We start from the raw sequence: 14,933 nt of genomic DNA on the forward strand, positions 1-14,933 counted from the left end.
CGTGTCTCCTCTCAGCTGCGCCCGGCGGCGTGCCGGTGCGGGTCCGTCGGGTCGTACACGGCGGTCTCCAGGTTGACCGCGTCGAACTGGTTGCCCTCCGACATGCGCCGGGTGGCGGCGTACTCGGCCGAGCGGTGCTGGCAGCGGTCGGTGATCGGCCGCTCCAGGCGCTCCCACTCCGGCAGCGCGTCGGGGACCGCGCCGGGCTCGGCGCGGGTGGCGGCGTCGGCGAGCGTGTAGGCGTTGGCCATCGCGGTGCCGGCGCCCTGGGCCAGCGCGGGGCACATGGCGTGCGCGGCGTCGCCGACCAGGGCGACGCGCCCGCGCGTCCAGCTGCGCAGCACGGTGGTCTGGTAGCCGTAGTAGCGGGGGTCCTCGGCGACCGCGGCGGCCTCCAGCACGGGGGTCAGCTCGGGGAAGGCGGAGGTCCACAGGTCCAGGTCGATGGGGGTGCGGCTGCCCTGCTCGTCGGCCCGGGGGGCGCCCAGCGCGATGTAGAGCTCGCGGTCGTTGCACGGCACGTACAGCACGCGCAGATAGCGCGGTTCGAGGTTCCAGAAGTCGATGACGTTGTCCCACTCGCCGGGGCCGAGTTCGGCGCGGCGGCGCGGCACCAGGAAGCGGATGATGCCGTCGCGGGAGCGGGACCGCTCCTGCTCGAAGCCGATGGAGTCGCGCACCGCCGATCGGACGCCGTCAGCGCCCACGACCAGGTCGGCGCGGAGCGTCTCACCGGAGGCGAGCGTGACGGCGCCCTCCGGGTCGGCGGCGACCACCTCCGAGCCGGTCCTGATCTCCACGCCCGCGCGCCGCGCCGCCGCCAGCAGGCAGCGGTGCAGGTGCGGGCGGGTCATCGTCCGCCACGGGAGCCCGCCGAAGTCCTCGTGGGAGACGCTGGCGCCGTGCAGGCGCGTCTCGTAGTACGGCGGGGTCATCGAGTCCGCCAGCACGTCGTCATAGGCGCCGATGGACCGCAGTACCTTGATGCTGTTGTGGAACAGCACGATGCCCGCGCCCTGCTCGCGCAGCTCGGCGGCCTTCTCGTGCACGCGTACCGTCCAGCCGCGCCGCGCCAGCGCCGTGGCGGCGGTCAGCCCGGCGAAGCCCGCTCCGGAGATCTCGGCGCGGCGGGCCGTCGTGCGCTGTGGGGATGCCATTCGCTCTCCGCTTCTGTCGGCTCTGTCCCGCCTGGCAGCGGCGCGCTAGCCGTTCTCGGCGTGGTGGGTCTCGGTGAAGGAGGGGTCGTAGACGTCGGCCACCTCGACGGGGCCGTCCAGTACGCCCTGCTCGGCGAGGGTGTCGACGGTGGCGGTCCACCGCTCCTCGTCCATCGCGCCCAGGCCGGCGGCCTCGGTGGTCTCGCTGGTGAAGGTGTGGTCGATGTCGGCCTGGAGCTGGCGCAGGAACAGGTCGGCGTTGTCGGCCTGCTCGGGGGCGGATTCGGCCAGGATCCGCGCCGTCTCCTCGGGGTTGTCGACCACGTAGGCGAAGGCGCGCAGGTAGGCGTCGGTGAAGCGCTGCACCAGCTCGGGGTCCTCGGCGATCATCTGGTCGCTGGTGACGAGCCCGGAGCCGTAGGCGTCGTAGCCGTGGTCGGAGCCGAGCAGGATGCTCAGCGAGCCCTCGCCGCCGGCGGCGTCCTCCAGCTGCGGCACCTCGGCGTCGATGTAGCAGATCACCGCGTCGACCTGGCCCTCGATCAGGTAGTTCTCGTACGGCGGGGTGACGGTGACCTCCTCGATGCCCGCCCGGTCCACCCCGTTGGCGGCCAGCAGCGCCTCGTAGAAGATGTAGGTGGAGCCGGCCGGGTGCACGCCGACCGTGTGCCCGACCAGGTCCCCGGGCGCCTGGAGGCTGAGGTTGTCGCCCAGCGTGCACAGCCCGAGCGGCGAGACCTGGTTGACGGCGGCCAGCGCCCGCACCGGCACCTGCTGGGAGCGGGCGGTGACCAGCGAGGGCAGGTCGGCGAAGCCGAAGTCGGCCCGGCCGGTGCCCACGATCCGCAGCGCGTCGGGGGAGCCGCTGCCGAGGGTGATGTCCTCGATCTCGATGCCGGCCTCGGCGAAGTAGCCCAGCTCCTCGGCGACGTGGAAGATGCCGTGGTTGCCGCGCAGCTGGTAGTCGAGCTGGACGGTGACGGAGTCGGTTCCGTCCTGTCCGCCCCCGCCGCAGGCGGCGAGCAGGCAGAGGGCGGACAGGGCGGAGACGGCGGACAGGACGCGGGGTCTGCGGGGCTCGGGCATGGTGTGCTCCAAAGATGGGGAGGCCGCGCGGGTGCTACCGCACGTCGGCCCGGATGTGGGGGAACCTGCGGGCCAGCGCGATCTCCACCAGGGACATGCCGTAGTAGAGGGCCAGGCCGAGCAGCGAGACGAGGATGAGGGCGGAGAACATCAGCGGGGTGTCGAGCTGGGTGGAGGCGAACTGGATGAGGTAGCCCAGCCCGTCGGAGGCGCCCGCGAACTCCGCGACGACCGCTCCGATGACGGCCAGGGTGATGGCGATGCGCAGCCCGGCGAACAGGTAGGGCAGCGAGGTCGGCACCTGGACCCGCAGCAGGATCTGGTTGCGGGTCGCGCCGACCGAGCGCATCAGCAGCAGCAGGTCGGAGTCGATGCTCTTCAGGCCGACCAGCATGTTCAGGGTGATCGGGAAGAACGCGATCACGACGACCAGCAGCAGCTTGGGCGTGAGCCCGTAGCCGAACCACAGGATGAAGATCGGGGCCAGGGCGACCTTGGGGACGACCTGGAAGAGCACCACCAGCGGGTAGAGCGCGCGGTCCAGCCAGTGGAAGCGGGCGATGAGCACCGCGAGCAGCACGCCGACCGCGATGCTGATCGCGAAGCCGTAGACGATCTCCTGGGTGGTCACCCAGGCGGCCGCCAGCAGCAGCTCCCGCGAGGCCCAGGTCTCGGCGGCGATGGCGCTCGGCGTGGCCAGCACGAACTGGGAGACGCCGAAGGCGACGGCGGCCAGCTCCCACAGCACCAGCACGGCCAGCAGGACCAGCGCGCTCGGCCACACGGCCGACAGCCAGGCGCGCGGACCCGGGCGGTCGGGGCGCTCGGGGGCGGCGGGGGCGGGGGTACGGGCGGTTCCGGTCGCGGTCGCCATGGTCACACCGCCGCCTTCGGTTCGAGCAGGGAGCGCAGCCGGCCGGAGTAGGAGGCGAAGAGGGGGTCGGCGAAGACCTCGCGGGTCCGCGGCCGGGCCAGCTCGATGTCCAGCGTCTCCACGACGCGGCCGGGATCCGCGCCCATGACGTGGACGGTGTCGGACAGGAAGATCGCCTCGGAGATGGAGTGGGTGACGAAGACGATCGTCTTCCCGGTCGCCGCCCAGATCTCGGCGAGCTTCTCGTTCATCTCGTCGCGGGTGATGGCGTCGAGCGCGCCGAAGGGCTCGTCCATCAGCAGGATCGCCGGGTCCATCGCCAGCGCCCGGGCGATCGAGACGCGCTGCGCCATACCGCCCGACAGCTGGTGCGGGAGCTTGCCGCGGGCGTCGGCCAGGCCGACCAGGGCGAGGGCGCGCTCCGCGGCCTGGGCCGTCTCGGTGCGGCCGCGCGCCCCGGTGGCGATCTGCCGGAGCAGGCCCGCGTTCTCCAGGGCGGTCTTCCACGGCAGCAGGGCCGGGCGCTGCGGCACCAGCCCGATCTGGCGGTCCCCGACGGCGTCGCGGACCGGCCGGCCGCCGATCAGGACCCGGCCTGACGTGGGCTCCAGGATGCCGCCGAGGATCTTCAGCAGGGTGCTCTTGCCGCACCCCGACGGGCCGAGCAGGGTGACGAATCCGCCGGGCCGGATGGTGAGGTCGAGGTCGTCGAGGACGGTCTGGGCCGCTGACCCGCTGCCGAAGCGCATCCGCACGCCCTCGGCGGAGATCTGTCGCGATTGCATGCGGTCGGTCCTCTCGGTGCTGGAGGGAGGCGCACACCAATAACCGAGATCATTATTAACATCTAATAATGATCTATCAGATGCTGTAACGCTAAGATCCAGTTCTGAGGGTGTCAAGGGTTCTTCTGCGGAAAAGCGGCTGGTCACACGAATGTCATCGGCCGGAAACGGGAAAAGCGCAGCGTGCGCCCGGGAAGATCACCGTGCGTATTCACGCCGGCGGCCGCGCCGCCGCGCCCCGTCCACCGGCTTCCCGGGACCGACCCGGTCGGGCACGGCGCCGCCCTGGCCGGACGGGCCGGCACCCTCTCCTCCCTGTTCTCTTCGGTACGAGCAGTGCCGAATTCGCCATGCCCGCTATCCAGCCTCAAGGAGCATTAGGGTACGCTCAGTACCGTAACTGGGGCGGACGGAATCCGTGCCGCCCCGTCCCGACAGCGGAGAGGCGGCGGCCGTGCGCGGCAGAGGTATCACCTACGACACCGGGTTCATCAGCGAGGGGGCGACCACCCACGAGCCCTTCGAGCCCGAGCGGGTGCGGCGCGAGATGCGCGTCATCCGCGAGGACCTGCACTGCACCGCCGTGCGCGTCACCGGCGGGCTGCCCGACCGGCTGGAGACCGCCGCCGCCCACGCCGCCGACGCGGGCCTGGAGGTCTGGTTCTCCCCGTTCACCAACGACCTGGACGCCGAGGAACTGCTGGACCTGCTCGCCGACTGCGCCGAGCGCGCCGAGCGGCTGCGCCGGCGCGGCGGCGAGGTGGTCATGGTGACCGGCGCCGAGCTGACCCTGATGGCCAAGGGCTTCCTGCCAGGCGACACCCTCGCCGAGCGGCTGGCGCTGCTGTCGGACCCGGCCCGGCTGCGCCCGGCCCTCGCCGACGTGCCGGCCCGGCTCAACGCCTTCCTCGCCCGCGCCGCCGCCACCGTGCGCGAGCGCTTCGGCGGCAGGGTCACCTACGCCGCGCTGCCCTCCGAGCAGGTCGACTGGACGCCCTTCGACTTCGTCGCGGCCGACCTCTACCGCTCGGCCGAGGTCGCCGACCGCTTCCCCGAGGCCGTCCGGGCGCTGACCGCCCAGGGCAAGCCGGTGGCGATCACCGAGTTCGGCTGCACCACATTCCGGGGCGCGGCCGACCTGGGCGCACGCGGCATGTTCGTCGTCGAGTGGGACGGCGCCGCGGCGGTCCGCCTCACCGGCGAGCTCGTCCGCGACGAGGCCGAGCAGGCGGCCTACGCACGCGAACTGCTGGATGTCTTCACCGAGGCGGGCGTCGACACCGCGTTCTGGTGCACCTTCGCCTCCTACAACCTGCCGCACCGCGCGGGCCCCCGAGCGGACCTGGACGCCGCGTCCTACGGGCTCGTCAAGGTGCTCGACGGCACGACCGGCACCGCCTACCCCGGCATGCCGTGGGAGCCCAAGGCCGCCTTCACCGCCCTCGCCGAGCGCTACCGCGCCCTGGCCCTGGCCTGAGGCGGCGGCCCCGCCACCGCAAGGCCCCGGCCAGGGCCGATCCCGCACCGGTACCCCTCGACCACGGCAACGATTCTGATTATCGTTATTCGAGCGCGTGGGCGCGGACGGACCGGCCGAACGGGGTCGTACCCGTCCGAACCGGACAGGTCGGTGCGCTACGATCTTCGAGAATGATTATCGTTCTTCTCGAAGGCGGGTAACGACGTGTCGTCTCCCCCGACGCCTCCCGGCTCCGCCGCGCCGCCCGCCCCTGCCCGGCCCGCCGCCGGGCAGGGGCGGGCCGGCCGGACGGTCTCGCCGGCCGGCCTGGCCGCGGCGGTCGCCGTGCTGCTGGCGGTGCTGGTGGTGTCGGTCGTGCTGGCGATCGGGCTCGGCCCCTCGTCCGTGCCGCCGGCCGACACGGTGCGGTACCTGTGGGCGGCGCTGACCGGCGGGGTGATCCCGGCGGAGGAGTTCGCCGGCTACCAGGTGATCTGGCAGATCCGCACCCCGCGCGTGCTGCTGGCCGTCGCGGTGGGGGCGGGGCTGAGCGCGGTCGGGGTGGCCGTCCAGGCGATCGTGCGCAACGCCCTGGCCGACCCCTTCGTCCTCGGCGTCTCCTCGGGCGCCTCGGTGGGCGCGGTCGTGGTGGTCGTCTTCGGCGCGCTGGCCGCCCTCGGCGTCTACGCCCTGTCAGCGGGCGCCTTCCTCGGCGCGCTGGCCGCGTCAGCGCTGGTCTACGCCGTCTCGCGCAGCCGGATGGGCATGACGCCGCTGCGCCTGGTCCTCACCGGCGTGGCCATGGCCTACGGCTTCCAGGCGCTGATGAGCGTGCTCATCTACCTGGCGCCCGACGGCGAGGCCACCACGATGGTGCTGTTCTGGACCATGGGCGGGCTGGGCGCGGCGACCTGGGGCTCGCTGCCGGTGGTCGCCGTCGTCGTGCTGGCCGGCACCCTGCTGCTGCGCCGCTCCGCCCGGGCGCTCGACGTGATGGCCCTGGGCGACGAGACCGCCGCCAGCCTGGGCGTGGACACCTCGGCGGTGCGGCGGCGGCTGTTCGTGCTCACCTCGCTGATGACCGGCGCGATCGTCGCCGTCAGCGGCGCCATCGGCTTCGTCGGGCTGATCATGCCGCACCTGGTGCGGATCGCGGTGGGCGCGGCGCACGCCCGCGTCCTCGCCATCGCCCCGCTGGTCGGCGCGGTCTTCATGGTCTGGGCCGACGTGGTCGCCCGCACCCTGGTGGCGCCGCGCGAGCTGCCGCTGGGGGTCATCACGGCGCTGGTGGGCGTGCCGGTCTTCATCGTGCTGATGCACCGCAGGGGCTACCTGTTCGGAGGGCGCTGACATGCGGCTGCGACTGGACGCCGTCTCCGTCGAGATCGACGGCGCCACCCTGGTCGAGAAGCTGTCGCTGGCCGCGGCCGAGGGCGAGGTCGTCGCGCTGGTCGGCCCCAACGGCAGCGGCAAGTCCACCGCCCTGCGCTGCGTCTACCGGGCGCTGCGCCCCGCCTCGGGCGCCGTCCTGGTCGACGGCCGCGACATCACCGCGCTGAGCCTGCGCGACAGCGCGCAGCAGGTCGCGGCGCTCACCCAGGAGGCCGGCACCGACCTCGACTTCACCGTCGAGGAGCTGGTCGCCCTCGGCCGCGCCCCGCACCTGGACGGCAACCAGCCGCTCAGCCGGCGCGAGCGGGAGCTGTGCACGGAGGCGATGGCCCGCCTCGACGTGCTGCACCTGGCCCGGCGCGGCGTGCTCACCCTGTCCGGCGGCGAACGCCAGCGGGTGCTCATCGCACGCGCCCTGGTCCAGGAGCCGTCCGTGCTGGTGCTGGACGAGCCGACCAACCACCTCGACATACGCCACCAGGTCGAACTGCTCGCGCTGCTGCGCAGCGCCGGGCCGACCGTGCTGGTGGTGCTGCACGACCTCAACCTCGCGGCCGCCGCCTGCGACCGCGTCGTGGTGCTGTCGCGCGGCGCGCTCGTCGCGGCCGGGCCGCCGCACGAGGTGCTGACACCCGAGCTGATCCACGAGGTCTTCGGGGTGCGCACCAGCGTGGTGCCGCATCCGCTGACCGGCGCCCCGCAGGTGCTCTACTCCCTCCCGACCGCCGTCCGCACAGAGAGCCGACCATGACACACACCGGCAAGACGACGCCCCGCCCGCTCCCCCGGCGCCTGCGCGCGCTCCCGATCGCGGCGTCCGCCGTGCTGCTGGCCGGCTGCGGCGCCCAGGTCGCCGATGACGGAGCCGCCGAGACGGTCACCGTCGGCCGCTGCGGCGAGCAGGTGGAGTACACCCGCCCCGAGCGCGCCGTCGTCTACGAGGCGGGCAGCGCCGACAAGATGTTCGTCCTCGGCCTGACCGACTCCGTGCTCGGCTACGTCATGCCGCCCGCCAACCCGCCGGTGGAGGAGTCGCCCTGGGCCGAGGAGTACGCCCAGGTGGAGATGCTCAGCGACGACCTGCTCAACCGCGACCTCGTCACCGAGGCGGGCGCGGACTTCGTGGTGGCCGGCTGGCAGTCGGGCTTCAGCGACGAGCGGGGCATCACGCCCGAGATCCTGGACGGCCTGGGCATCCAGAGCTTCATGCACAGCGAGTCCTGCTACAACTACCCGGGCCACCCGCTGGAGGTCGCCCCCTTCGAGGGCCTGTACACCGACCTGGAGCGGATGGGCGCCATCTTCGGCGTCGAGGACCGCGCCGCCGAGGTGGTGGCCGACATGCGCGAGCGGGTGGCCGCCGTCGAGGAGCAGGTGCCCGAGGGCGAGCGCCCGCGCGTCTTCCTCTACGACTCCGGCACCGACCAGCCCTTCACCGGCGGCAACCAGGTGCCGCCGCACGAGATCATCGAGCGGGCCGGCGGCGAGAACATCTTCGGCGAGCTGGACGACCGGTGGACCCAGGTCGGCTGGGAGCCGGTGGTGGACGCCCAGCCCGAGATCATCATCGTGCTGGACTACGGCGACCTCCCCGCCGAGGAGAAGATCGAGTTCCTGCGCACCTCGCCGGTCACCCGGGACCTGCCCGCCGTGCGCGACGACGCCTTCTACGTGCTGGACTACAACGAGGCCATCAGCGGGCCGCGCATCATCGACGGCCTTGAGGGCTTCGCCGCGTACCTGCGCGACCACCAGGGCTGACCGCGTCGACGGAAGGGGAGGCCGAGCCGATGCGGCGGGCCGAGGGCGCGGCGCCGGACCGCGCGGTGCTGCGGGACTCCCGGTTCCTGCGGCTGTGGGCGGGCACCACGGCGTCGGGGCTGTCGATCTGGGCGCTGCCCTTCGTGCTGGGCCTGGCCGTCCTGGACCGGTCGCTGTCCCCGGCCGAGCTGGGCGTCGTACTGGCCACCCGCACGGCCGGCTTCCTGGTCGCCGTACCGGTCGGCGGGGTGCTGGCCGACCGCCACTCCCGCCGCGCCGTGGTGCTGTGGTCGGGCCTGGCGGCGGCGCTGGCCACCCCGCTGATCGCCGCCGGCCTGGGCCGCTCGCTGGCGCTGATGGCGGTGGCGGCCGCGGTCGTCGGTGCGGGGCAGGGCGCGTCGCGGGCCGCCTTCCAGGCGCTCACCGCCGAGGTGGTCGCTCCCGAGCGGCGGCAGGCCGCCAATGCCGCGATCACCTTCGCGGTGCGCGGCACGGTGCTGCTCGCCCCCGGTCTGAGCGCGCTGCTGTCCACCGTCGTCGGCAGCCCGGGGCTGATCCTGGGCACCGCGGCGCTGTGGCTGGCCGCCGCCCTGCTGCCGCCGCGCGGGGCGGGCGCCCCGCCGGCCGGCGAGACACCGGCGGCCGGCCTGGGCGCCTTCGCCGAGGGGGTCCGCGAAGCGCGCCGCCACCCGTGGTTCCTGGCCGGCCTGGGGGCGCTGACCGCCGTCATCGCCACCGGCTACTCCGCCACCGGCGTCATCCTGCCGCTGGTGAGCCGGGACCGCTACGGCACCGAACTGGTGCTCGCCGCCGCCCTCACCGCCTACACCGCGGGCGCGCTGGCCGGGGCCGTGCTGATGGCGCGCTGGCGCCCCCGCTCGGAGGGCTGGGCCGCGCTGACCGGGCTCGCCCTCTACGGCCTGGCCCCGCTCAGCCTGCTGCTCCCGGTGCACCCCGCCGCGGTGGTGGCCGCCTACGCGCTGGTGGGCGCCGGGATCGAGCTGTTCAACGTGCCGTGGTTCACCGCCACTCAGCGCGAGGTCGAACCGCGGCTGCTCGGCCGGGTGTCGTCACTGGACTTCCTGGTCTCCTACGGGCTCGCCCCCGTCGGGCTGGCCCTGATCGCGCCGGCCGTCGGCGCCTTCGGCGCGGTGCCCGTGCTCGCGGTCTGCGCCGCCGTGTGCGCCGCCGCCCCGGCAGCGGCCGCGCTCGCCCCCGGCAGCCGCCGCTTCCGCCGCGCGGACGCCGCGTCCTGACACGGCGGTGCCGCGCCCGGGACGGCGTCCGGGCGCGGCACTGGTCTCGCTACTCGCCGGTTCCGGCGGCCGCGCGGGCGGGGTGGTCGGCGGGGATCGCGCAGCCGTCGGGGCCGCAGCTGCTGTCGGCGCCGTCCGCGCCGGTGCCGACCATCAGCAGCGGGGCGGGCTCCGGCGGGGCTGGGCCGTCGCCGGGGGCGGGAGCGGCGGGGGCCGTCATGCGCGGGCCCCTTCCCGGTCCCGCTGCGCCTGGCTGAGGGCGTCGGCGAAGATCTCGGGCTCCTGGGCGCCGGAGACGCCGTACTTGGCGTCCAGCACGTAGAAGGGGACGCCCCGGATGCCGTAGCGCTGCGCCAGTTCGATGTCGGCGCGGACCGCCTCGCGGTAGGTGCCCTCGGCCAGGGCCGCCAGGGCGGCACCGCGGTCGAGCCCGATGTCGGCGGCGAGGTCGGCCAGCCCCTCGGCCCGGCCGACGTGCGCGCCCTCCACGAAGTAGGCGCGCAGCAGCCGCTCCTTCATGTCGAGCTGCCGCCCCTCGGCCTTGGCGTGGTGCAGCAGCTCGTGCGCCTTCAGCGTCTTGGTCTGGTGGACCGAGTCGAAGTCGTACTCCAGCCCGACCGAGGCGGCGATGGCGGTGACGCGGTCCAGCATCTGCCGCACCTGCTCGGGCGGCATGCCCTTGCGCCGCACCAGGAAGTCGAGGGCCGAGCCGTCGAAGTCCTCGGGGGTGTCGGGCGCCAGCTCGAAGGAGTGGTACTCCACCTCCACCTCGCCGCCGAACCGGGCGGCTCCGGCCTCGAACTTGCGCTTGCCGATGTAGCACCAGGGGCACTGGACGTCGGACCAGACGTCCACTTTGATCGCATCGCTCACGTGCCGTGCAACTCCGCCCCCCGACGCGGCATTCCCGGCCCCCGGCACGCCGCCCGTCCCCGCCGCACGGGTGCCGCGGGGACGGGCGTGCGCCCGGTGCCGCCCCTCAGCGCGGGCGGCACCGGAGGGCGGCTCAGGAGTACCAGGTGTTCAGCGGGGCGACCGTGTACCAGGTGTTCTGCGGAGCGGCGGAGCCGCCCGCCCCGGTGACCCAGGAGTCGCCCAGGGCCGTCACGTTCATATCGCCCTGCGCCCGGGTGCTCCAGCCGTCGCCCGCATGCGCCGGGGCCGCAAGCCCGAACGCGACCGCGGCCGCCCCCGCCACCAGCGCCGCCCGCTTCGCGGCCCGCGCGGCCTTCCCCGTCTTCGGCATCGCCGTCATCGCCTTTCCGTCATCGACCGAGAAATGGCGCGCGAAATCCTCCTGGCGATTACATAACCGCTGCTCAACAAGGGTTATACGGCCAGAAATCCCGCGCGGCACTCAGTATGCCGAGCGCGGTCGCGCAATTGTTGACCGTGCGTCCACGGCCTGTTGACATCGCGTCCACACCGGCGATCGCCGCTGGGCCGCGGCCCGGGCCGCGCTCAGTCGTCCGCCGCCGACTCCACCCGGAACACCGGATAGCGGCCGGCCACCCGCTCGAACTCCGGCGGCGGGGCGTCGCGGTCGACCGGGAAGTGCGGGCGCGCGCCCGGGGCCAGCCGCAGGTAGCGGCGGAGCACCGGCGCCCGGTCCGCGACGGGGATCTCGCGCAGCCGCACGAGCTCGCGGGCGCCGTGCAGCAGGACGGCCCTGCCGTCCGCGGCGCGGACGTTGCGGACCCAGTTGGCGTCCTCGCCCAGCATGGAGACCAGGTAGCGCTCACCGCCGTGGTCGGTGAGGACCAGGGGGAAGGAGATGGGGCGGCCGCTCCGCCGGCCGACGACCTCCAGGGCCACCCAGTTGCGCGGTGCCAGCCGCCCGGTGGCGAACTGGAGCGCGGCCAGCCGGTTCAGCACGCGGGCCAGCGCGTTGGGGCGGCCGCCGCGGTACATCCACCGCTTGGCGGCCCCTGCCGGGAACGGTCGCGGCATCGCGCGCCTCCGTCGGGTCGTGTCGCGCATCGGTGCGGGCCGGAGCCTCCCGGCCGCGCGCCTCCGCCCGCGCGCCGCGCGCCGCGCGGCGATCCGCGCCGCCGCCGGCCGGCTCAGCCGGTGATGCGCATCAGGGACACGCGGTCGCCGTCGAGGGTGAAGGCGAAGTCGGAGGGGCCGTTGAAGCCGTCCCCGCCGACCTGGGCGCTGACCGTGGTGGTGCCGCCCTCGCTCCGGACGCCGGTGACCTCGAGGCTGACGCGCTTGCCGATGAACTCGGCATCGCTCCACCTGCGGATCTCCGCCGGTCCGCGGAAGACCCTGCCCCAGTCGTCGACCGCGCCACCGGGCGCGAAGGCGGCGAGGAAGCCGTCGGTGTCGCCGCCGTTGGCCGCGGCCAGGGCGCGCTCGACGGGGTCGGGGAGTGCGTTCTCGGCCATGTGCCTGCCTCCTGGCCTGCGGGTGCCGTCACGGGCCGCGCCGGATGCGGGCCCGTCCCCACGGTACGGCGGCGGCGCCCGGCGCGCCGGGAGCGCCCCGGCGGCGGCACCGGTGTGTCGCCTGGGGCCGTGCCCGGCCGGGGTCCGCGTGAGAAGGTGGTGCCGACCGCGCCCGGTGCCCTCGGCCCGTACGCACCGCGCCGGGCGCACGCCGACCGAGGAGGGCGCGGATGACCCCCGAGCACCCGAGCGCGGACGCGGACCGCGCCCCCGTCGTCGCCCTGCTGGGCACCCTGGACACCAAGGGCGCCGAGTACGCGTGGCTGCGCGAGCGGCTGGCCGAGGCGGGCTGCGCGGTGGTGCTGGTGGACGCGGGCGTGCGGCCGCCGGCCGGAGCCGTACCGGACATCGACCGGGCGGCGGTGGCCGCGGCCGCCGGCGCCGACGTCGAGCGGCTGGGCGCCGCCGGCGACCGCGGCGCGGCCGTGGCGGCCATGGCCGAGGGCGCCGCGTCGGTGCTGACCGAACTGCACGGGCGGGGGCGGCTGGACGCGGTGCTGGCCGTTGGCGGCAGCGGCGGTTCGGCCATCGCGGCCCGGGCCGTGCGCGAGCTGCCGATCGGGCTGCCCAAGCTGATCGTCTCGACCATGGCGTCGGGCGACGTCGCGCCGTACGTGGGCGCCAAGGACGTCGCGATCATGTACAGCGTGGTCGACATCGCCGGAGTGAACCGGGTGTCGCGGCTGGTCCTGGGCAATGCCGTGGCGGCGGTGGCCGGGATGGCGAGGGCGCACGCGGCGCCGCGCCCGGCCGCCGGGGAGGACCGGCCGCTGGTCGCCGCCTCAATGTTCGGCGTCACCACCCCGGCGGTGGAGTCGGCGCGGGCCCGGCTGGAGGAGCTGGGCTACGAGGTGCTGGTCTTCCACGCCACCGGCGCGGGCGGCCGGGCACTGGAGTCGCTGGCCGCGAGCGGGCTGCTGCACGGGGTGCTGGACCTGACCACCACCGAACTCGCCGACGAGCTGGTGGGCGGCGTGCTCAGCGCCGGGCCCGACCGGCTGACCGCAGCCGGGCGCGCCGGGCTGCCGCAGGTGGTGGCGCCCGGGGCGCTGGACATGGTGAACTTCGGCCCCCGCGGCACCGTGCCCGAGCCCTTCGCCGGCCGGCTGCTGTACGTGCACAACCCCACGGTCACCCTGATGCGCACCACCGCCGCCGAGATGGCCGAGCTGGGCCGGCTCGCCGGCGCGAAGCTGCGCGCGGCCACCGGACCCACCTCGGTGTTCTGGCCGCGGCGCGGGGTCTCGGCGCTGGACGCCGACGGGCAGCCCTTCCAGGACCGCGCCGCCGACGACGCCTGCTTCGCCGCGCTCAGCGAGGAGCTGGCCGGGTCGCCCGTGGAGCTGGTCCCGCTGGACCTGCACATCAACGACCAGCGGTTCGCCGCCGCAATGGCGGACCGGCTGCACGCACTGATCGGAGCGGAGCGATGAACCGAGACGACGCGCTGGCCCGGCTGCGCGCCACCGTCGACGGCGGCGGCACGGTCGTCGGCGCCGGAGCGGGCACCGGCCTGTCGGCCAAGTGCGCCGAGGCGGGCGGCGCCGACCTGATCATCATCTACAACTCCGGCCGCTACCGGATGGCCGGGCGCGGCTCGCTGGCCGGGCTGCTGCCCTACGGCGACGCCAACCAGGTCGTGGTGGACATGGCCGCCGAGGTGCTGCCGGTGGTGCGGCACACCCCGGTGCTGGCCGGCGTCTGCGGCACCGACCCGTTCCGGCTGATGCCGGTCTTCCTGGACGAGCTGGCCCGGATGGGCTTCGCGGGCGTGCAGAACTTCCCCACCGTGGGCCTCTACGACGGCCTGTTCCGGCAGAACCTGGAGGAGACCGGGATGGGCTTCGAGCTGGAGGTGGAGATGATCCGGCTGGCCGCCGAACGCGGCATGCTCACCGCCCCGTACGTGTTCGACCCCGGCCAGGCCGCGGCGATGGCGCGGGCCGGCGCCGACGTGCTGGTCCCGCACGTCGGGCTGACCACCAAGGGCACGATCGGCGCCGCCACCGCGCTCAGCCTGGACGAGGCGGCGCGGCGGGTGCAGGAGATGCGCGACGCGGCCGTCGCCGAGCGCCCCGACATCCTGGTGCTGTGCCACGGCGGCCCCATCGCCGAACCCGACGACGCCCGGTACGTGCTGGAGCACACCTCCGGTGTGGTCGGCTTCTTCGGCGCATCCTCGATGGAGCGGCTGCCCACCGAGCGGGCGATCACCGCGCAGGTCGACGCGTTCAAGCGGGTCAGGGGCTGATGCCCCGGCCCGGCCCTCCGTCCCACCCGTCCGCGAGGAGGCGGCAATGCACATCAGGCCCGACGACGTCCCGACGATGAGCTTCGACTGGGGCACCATCACCTGGTTCGTCACCCCCGCGTCCGTCCCGGGCGCCGCCACCAGCCAGGGCGAGGTGATCGTCTACCCGGGCCGGGGCCACGAGCGGCACAACCACCCCGACGCCGAGGAACTGATCTACGTCGTGTCCGGGGAGGCGGAGCAGACGGTCGGCGACGGCGAGCCCTTCACCATCCGCGAGGGCGAGGGGGTCTGGGTGCCGACCGGCGTCTACCACTCCACGCACAACCGGAGCTGGCGGCCGCTGCGGCTGGTGGTCACCTACTCCCCCGGCGGCGCCGAGGCGGCGCTGACCGAGGCGCCGGACTTCCGCTCCGACGGGGCGGGCATGCCGGTGCTGTGGCGGCGCGAGGGCTGAGGGGC

17 protein-coding genes are annotated in these 14,933 nt (G+C 74.5%); 8 read left to right on the forward strand and 9 right to left on the reverse strand.

From position 1 onward, the window contains the following. Positions 1 to 11: 11 nt before the first annotated feature. The 4 genes from CLV72_RS23330 to CLV72_RS23345 are packed head-to-tail and all read right to left on the reverse strand — an operon-like array spanning position 12 to position 3,902. Complete coding sequence (locus tag CLV72_RS23330) at positions 12 to 1,157, reverse strand: FAD-dependent oxidoreductase (RefSeq protein WP_211303057.1); 1,146 nt, start codon at positions 1,155 to 1,157, stop codon at positions 12 to 14. Positions 1,158 to 1,202: 45 nt separating this feature from the next. After that, a complete protein-coding gene (locus CLV72_RS23335) occupies positions 1,203 to 2,243 on the reverse strand; it encodes an ABC transporter substrate-binding protein (protein WP_106250231.1) in 1,041 nt (346 codons plus the stop codon). A 34-nt stretch (positions 2,244 to 2,277) separates the two neighbouring features. Continuing rightward, positions 2,278 to 3,117, reverse strand: coding sequence for an ABC transporter permease (locus tag CLV72_RS23340; RefSeq protein ID WP_106250233.1), 840 nt, complete (start codon positions 3,115 to 3,117; stop codon positions 2,278 to 2,280). Positions 3,118 to 3,119: 2 nt separating this feature from the next. Further along, the gene (locus CLV72_RS23345) at positions 3,120 to 3,902 is read right to left on the reverse strand and encodes an ABC transporter ATP-binding protein (protein ID WP_211303059.1); all 783 of its coding nucleotides are present in this window, start codon (positions 3,900 to 3,902) and stop codon (positions 3,120 to 3,122) included. A 454-nt stretch (positions 3,903 to 4,356) separates the two neighbouring features. Here CLV72_RS23345 and CLV72_RS23350 point away from each other — a divergent pair, with 454 nt between their 5' ends. The 5 genes from CLV72_RS23350 to CLV72_RS23370 all read left to right on the forward strand — a co-directional run bounded on the left by CLV72_RS23350 (position 4,357) and on the right by CLV72_RS23370 (position 9,770). Next, the gene (locus CLV72_RS23350; protein ID WP_106250235.1) at positions 4,357 to 5,379 is read left to right on the forward strand and encodes a glycoside hydrolase family 113 protein; all 1,023 of its coding nucleotides are present in this window, start codon (positions 4,357 to 4,359) and stop codon (positions 5,377 to 5,379) included. 207 nt (positions 5,380 to 5,586) lie between these two features. Further along, positions 5,587 to 6,711 (forward strand): FecCD family ABC transporter permease, encoded by a 1,125-nt coding sequence (locus tag CLV72_RS23355; protein ID WP_106250239.1) that lies wholly within the window; start codon positions 5,587 to 5,589, stop codon positions 6,709 to 6,711. 1 nt (position 6,712) lies between these two features. After that, entirely contained in the window at positions 6,713 to 7,504 is a 792-nt protein-coding gene (locus CLV72_RS23360; protein WP_106250241.1) for an ABC transporter ATP-binding protein, read from the forward strand. Further along, the gene (locus CLV72_RS23365) at positions 7,501 to 8,514 is read left to right on the forward strand and encodes an ABC transporter substrate-binding protein (RefSeq protein WP_106250244.1); all 1,014 of its coding nucleotides are present in this window, start codon (positions 7,501 to 7,503) and stop codon (positions 8,512 to 8,514) included. Before CLV72_RS23360 ends, CLV72_RS23365 begins: the two co-directional genes overlap by 4 nt. Positions 8,515 to 8,543: 29 nt before the next feature. Continuing rightward, complete coding sequence (locus CLV72_RS23370) at positions 8,544 to 9,770, forward strand: MFS transporter (RefSeq protein ID WP_106250246.1); 1,227 nt, start codon at positions 8,544 to 8,546, stop codon at positions 9,768 to 9,770. Positions 9,771 to 9,819: 49 nt separating this feature from the next. Here the strand turns inward: CLV72_RS23370 and CLV72_RS32360 are convergent, their stop codons facing one another. The 5 genes from CLV72_RS32360 to CLV72_RS23390 all read right to left on the reverse strand — a co-directional run bounded on the left by CLV72_RS32360 (position 9,820) and on the right by CLV72_RS23390 (position 12,160). Further along, a complete protein-coding gene (locus CLV72_RS32360; RefSeq protein ID WP_170141086.1) occupies positions 9,820 to 9,990 on the reverse strand; it encodes a hypothetical protein in 171 nt (56 codons plus the stop codon). Then, the gene (locus CLV72_RS23375; protein ID WP_106250248.1) at positions 9,987 to 10,643 is read right to left on the reverse strand and encodes a DsbA family oxidoreductase; all 657 of its coding nucleotides are present in this window, start codon (positions 10,641 to 10,643) and stop codon (positions 9,987 to 9,989) included. The genes CLV72_RS32360 and CLV72_RS23375 overlap by 4 nt, the downstream gene beginning before the upstream one ends. A 133-nt stretch (positions 10,644 to 10,776) precedes the next feature. Beyond that, positions 10,777 to 11,016: a hypothetical protein gene (locus CLV72_RS23380; RefSeq protein WP_146159538.1), complete on the reverse strand. Its 240-nt coding sequence runs from the start codon at positions 11,014 to 11,016 to the stop codon at positions 10,777 to 10,779. Positions 11,017 to 11,231: 215 nt separating this feature from the next. Continuing rightward, positions 11,232 to 11,720, reverse strand: a complete 489-nt coding sequence (locus CLV72_RS23385) for a nitroreductase/quinone reductase family protein (protein WP_211303060.1) — start codon at positions 11,718 to 11,720, stop codon at positions 11,232 to 11,234. A 113-nt stretch (positions 11,721 to 11,833) separates the two neighbouring features. Next, positions 11,834 to 12,160 (reverse strand): nuclear transport factor 2 family protein, encoded by a 327-nt coding sequence (locus CLV72_RS23390; protein WP_106250256.1) that lies wholly within the window; start codon positions 12,158 to 12,160, stop codon positions 11,834 to 11,836. A 230-nt stretch (positions 12,161 to 12,390) separates the two neighbouring features. Between CLV72_RS23390 and CLV72_RS23395 the strand changes: the two genes are divergently transcribed. From CLV72_RS23395 to CLV72_RS23405, 3 genes are read left to right on the forward strand one after another with little or no spacing between them, the layout of a single operon-like run. Further along, positions 12,391 to 13,653, forward strand: coding sequence for a Tm-1-like ATP-binding domain-containing protein (locus tag CLV72_RS23395; protein WP_106250259.1), 1,263 nt, complete (start codon positions 12,391 to 12,393; stop codon positions 13,651 to 13,653). Beyond that, complete coding sequence (locus tag CLV72_RS23400) at positions 13,650 to 14,471, forward strand: phosphoenolpyruvate hydrolase family protein (RefSeq protein ID WP_106250262.1); 822 nt, start codon at positions 13,650 to 13,652, stop codon at positions 14,469 to 14,471. Before CLV72_RS23395 ends, CLV72_RS23400 begins: the two co-directional genes overlap by 4 nt. A 46-nt stretch (positions 14,472 to 14,517) precedes the next feature. Then, on the forward strand, positions 14,518 to 14,928 hold the full coding sequence (locus tag CLV72_RS23405; RefSeq protein ID WP_106250265.1) for a cupin domain-containing protein: 411 nt from the start codon (positions 14,518 to 14,520) through the stop codon (positions 14,926 to 14,928). Positions 14,929 to 14,933: the final 5 nt, after the last annotated feature.

It is taken from the genome of Allonocardiopsis opalescens (assembly GCF_003002095.1).
Classification (GTDB): Bacteria; Actinomycetota; Actinomycetes; order Streptosporangiales; family Streptosporangiaceae; genus Allonocardiopsis; species Allonocardiopsis opalescens.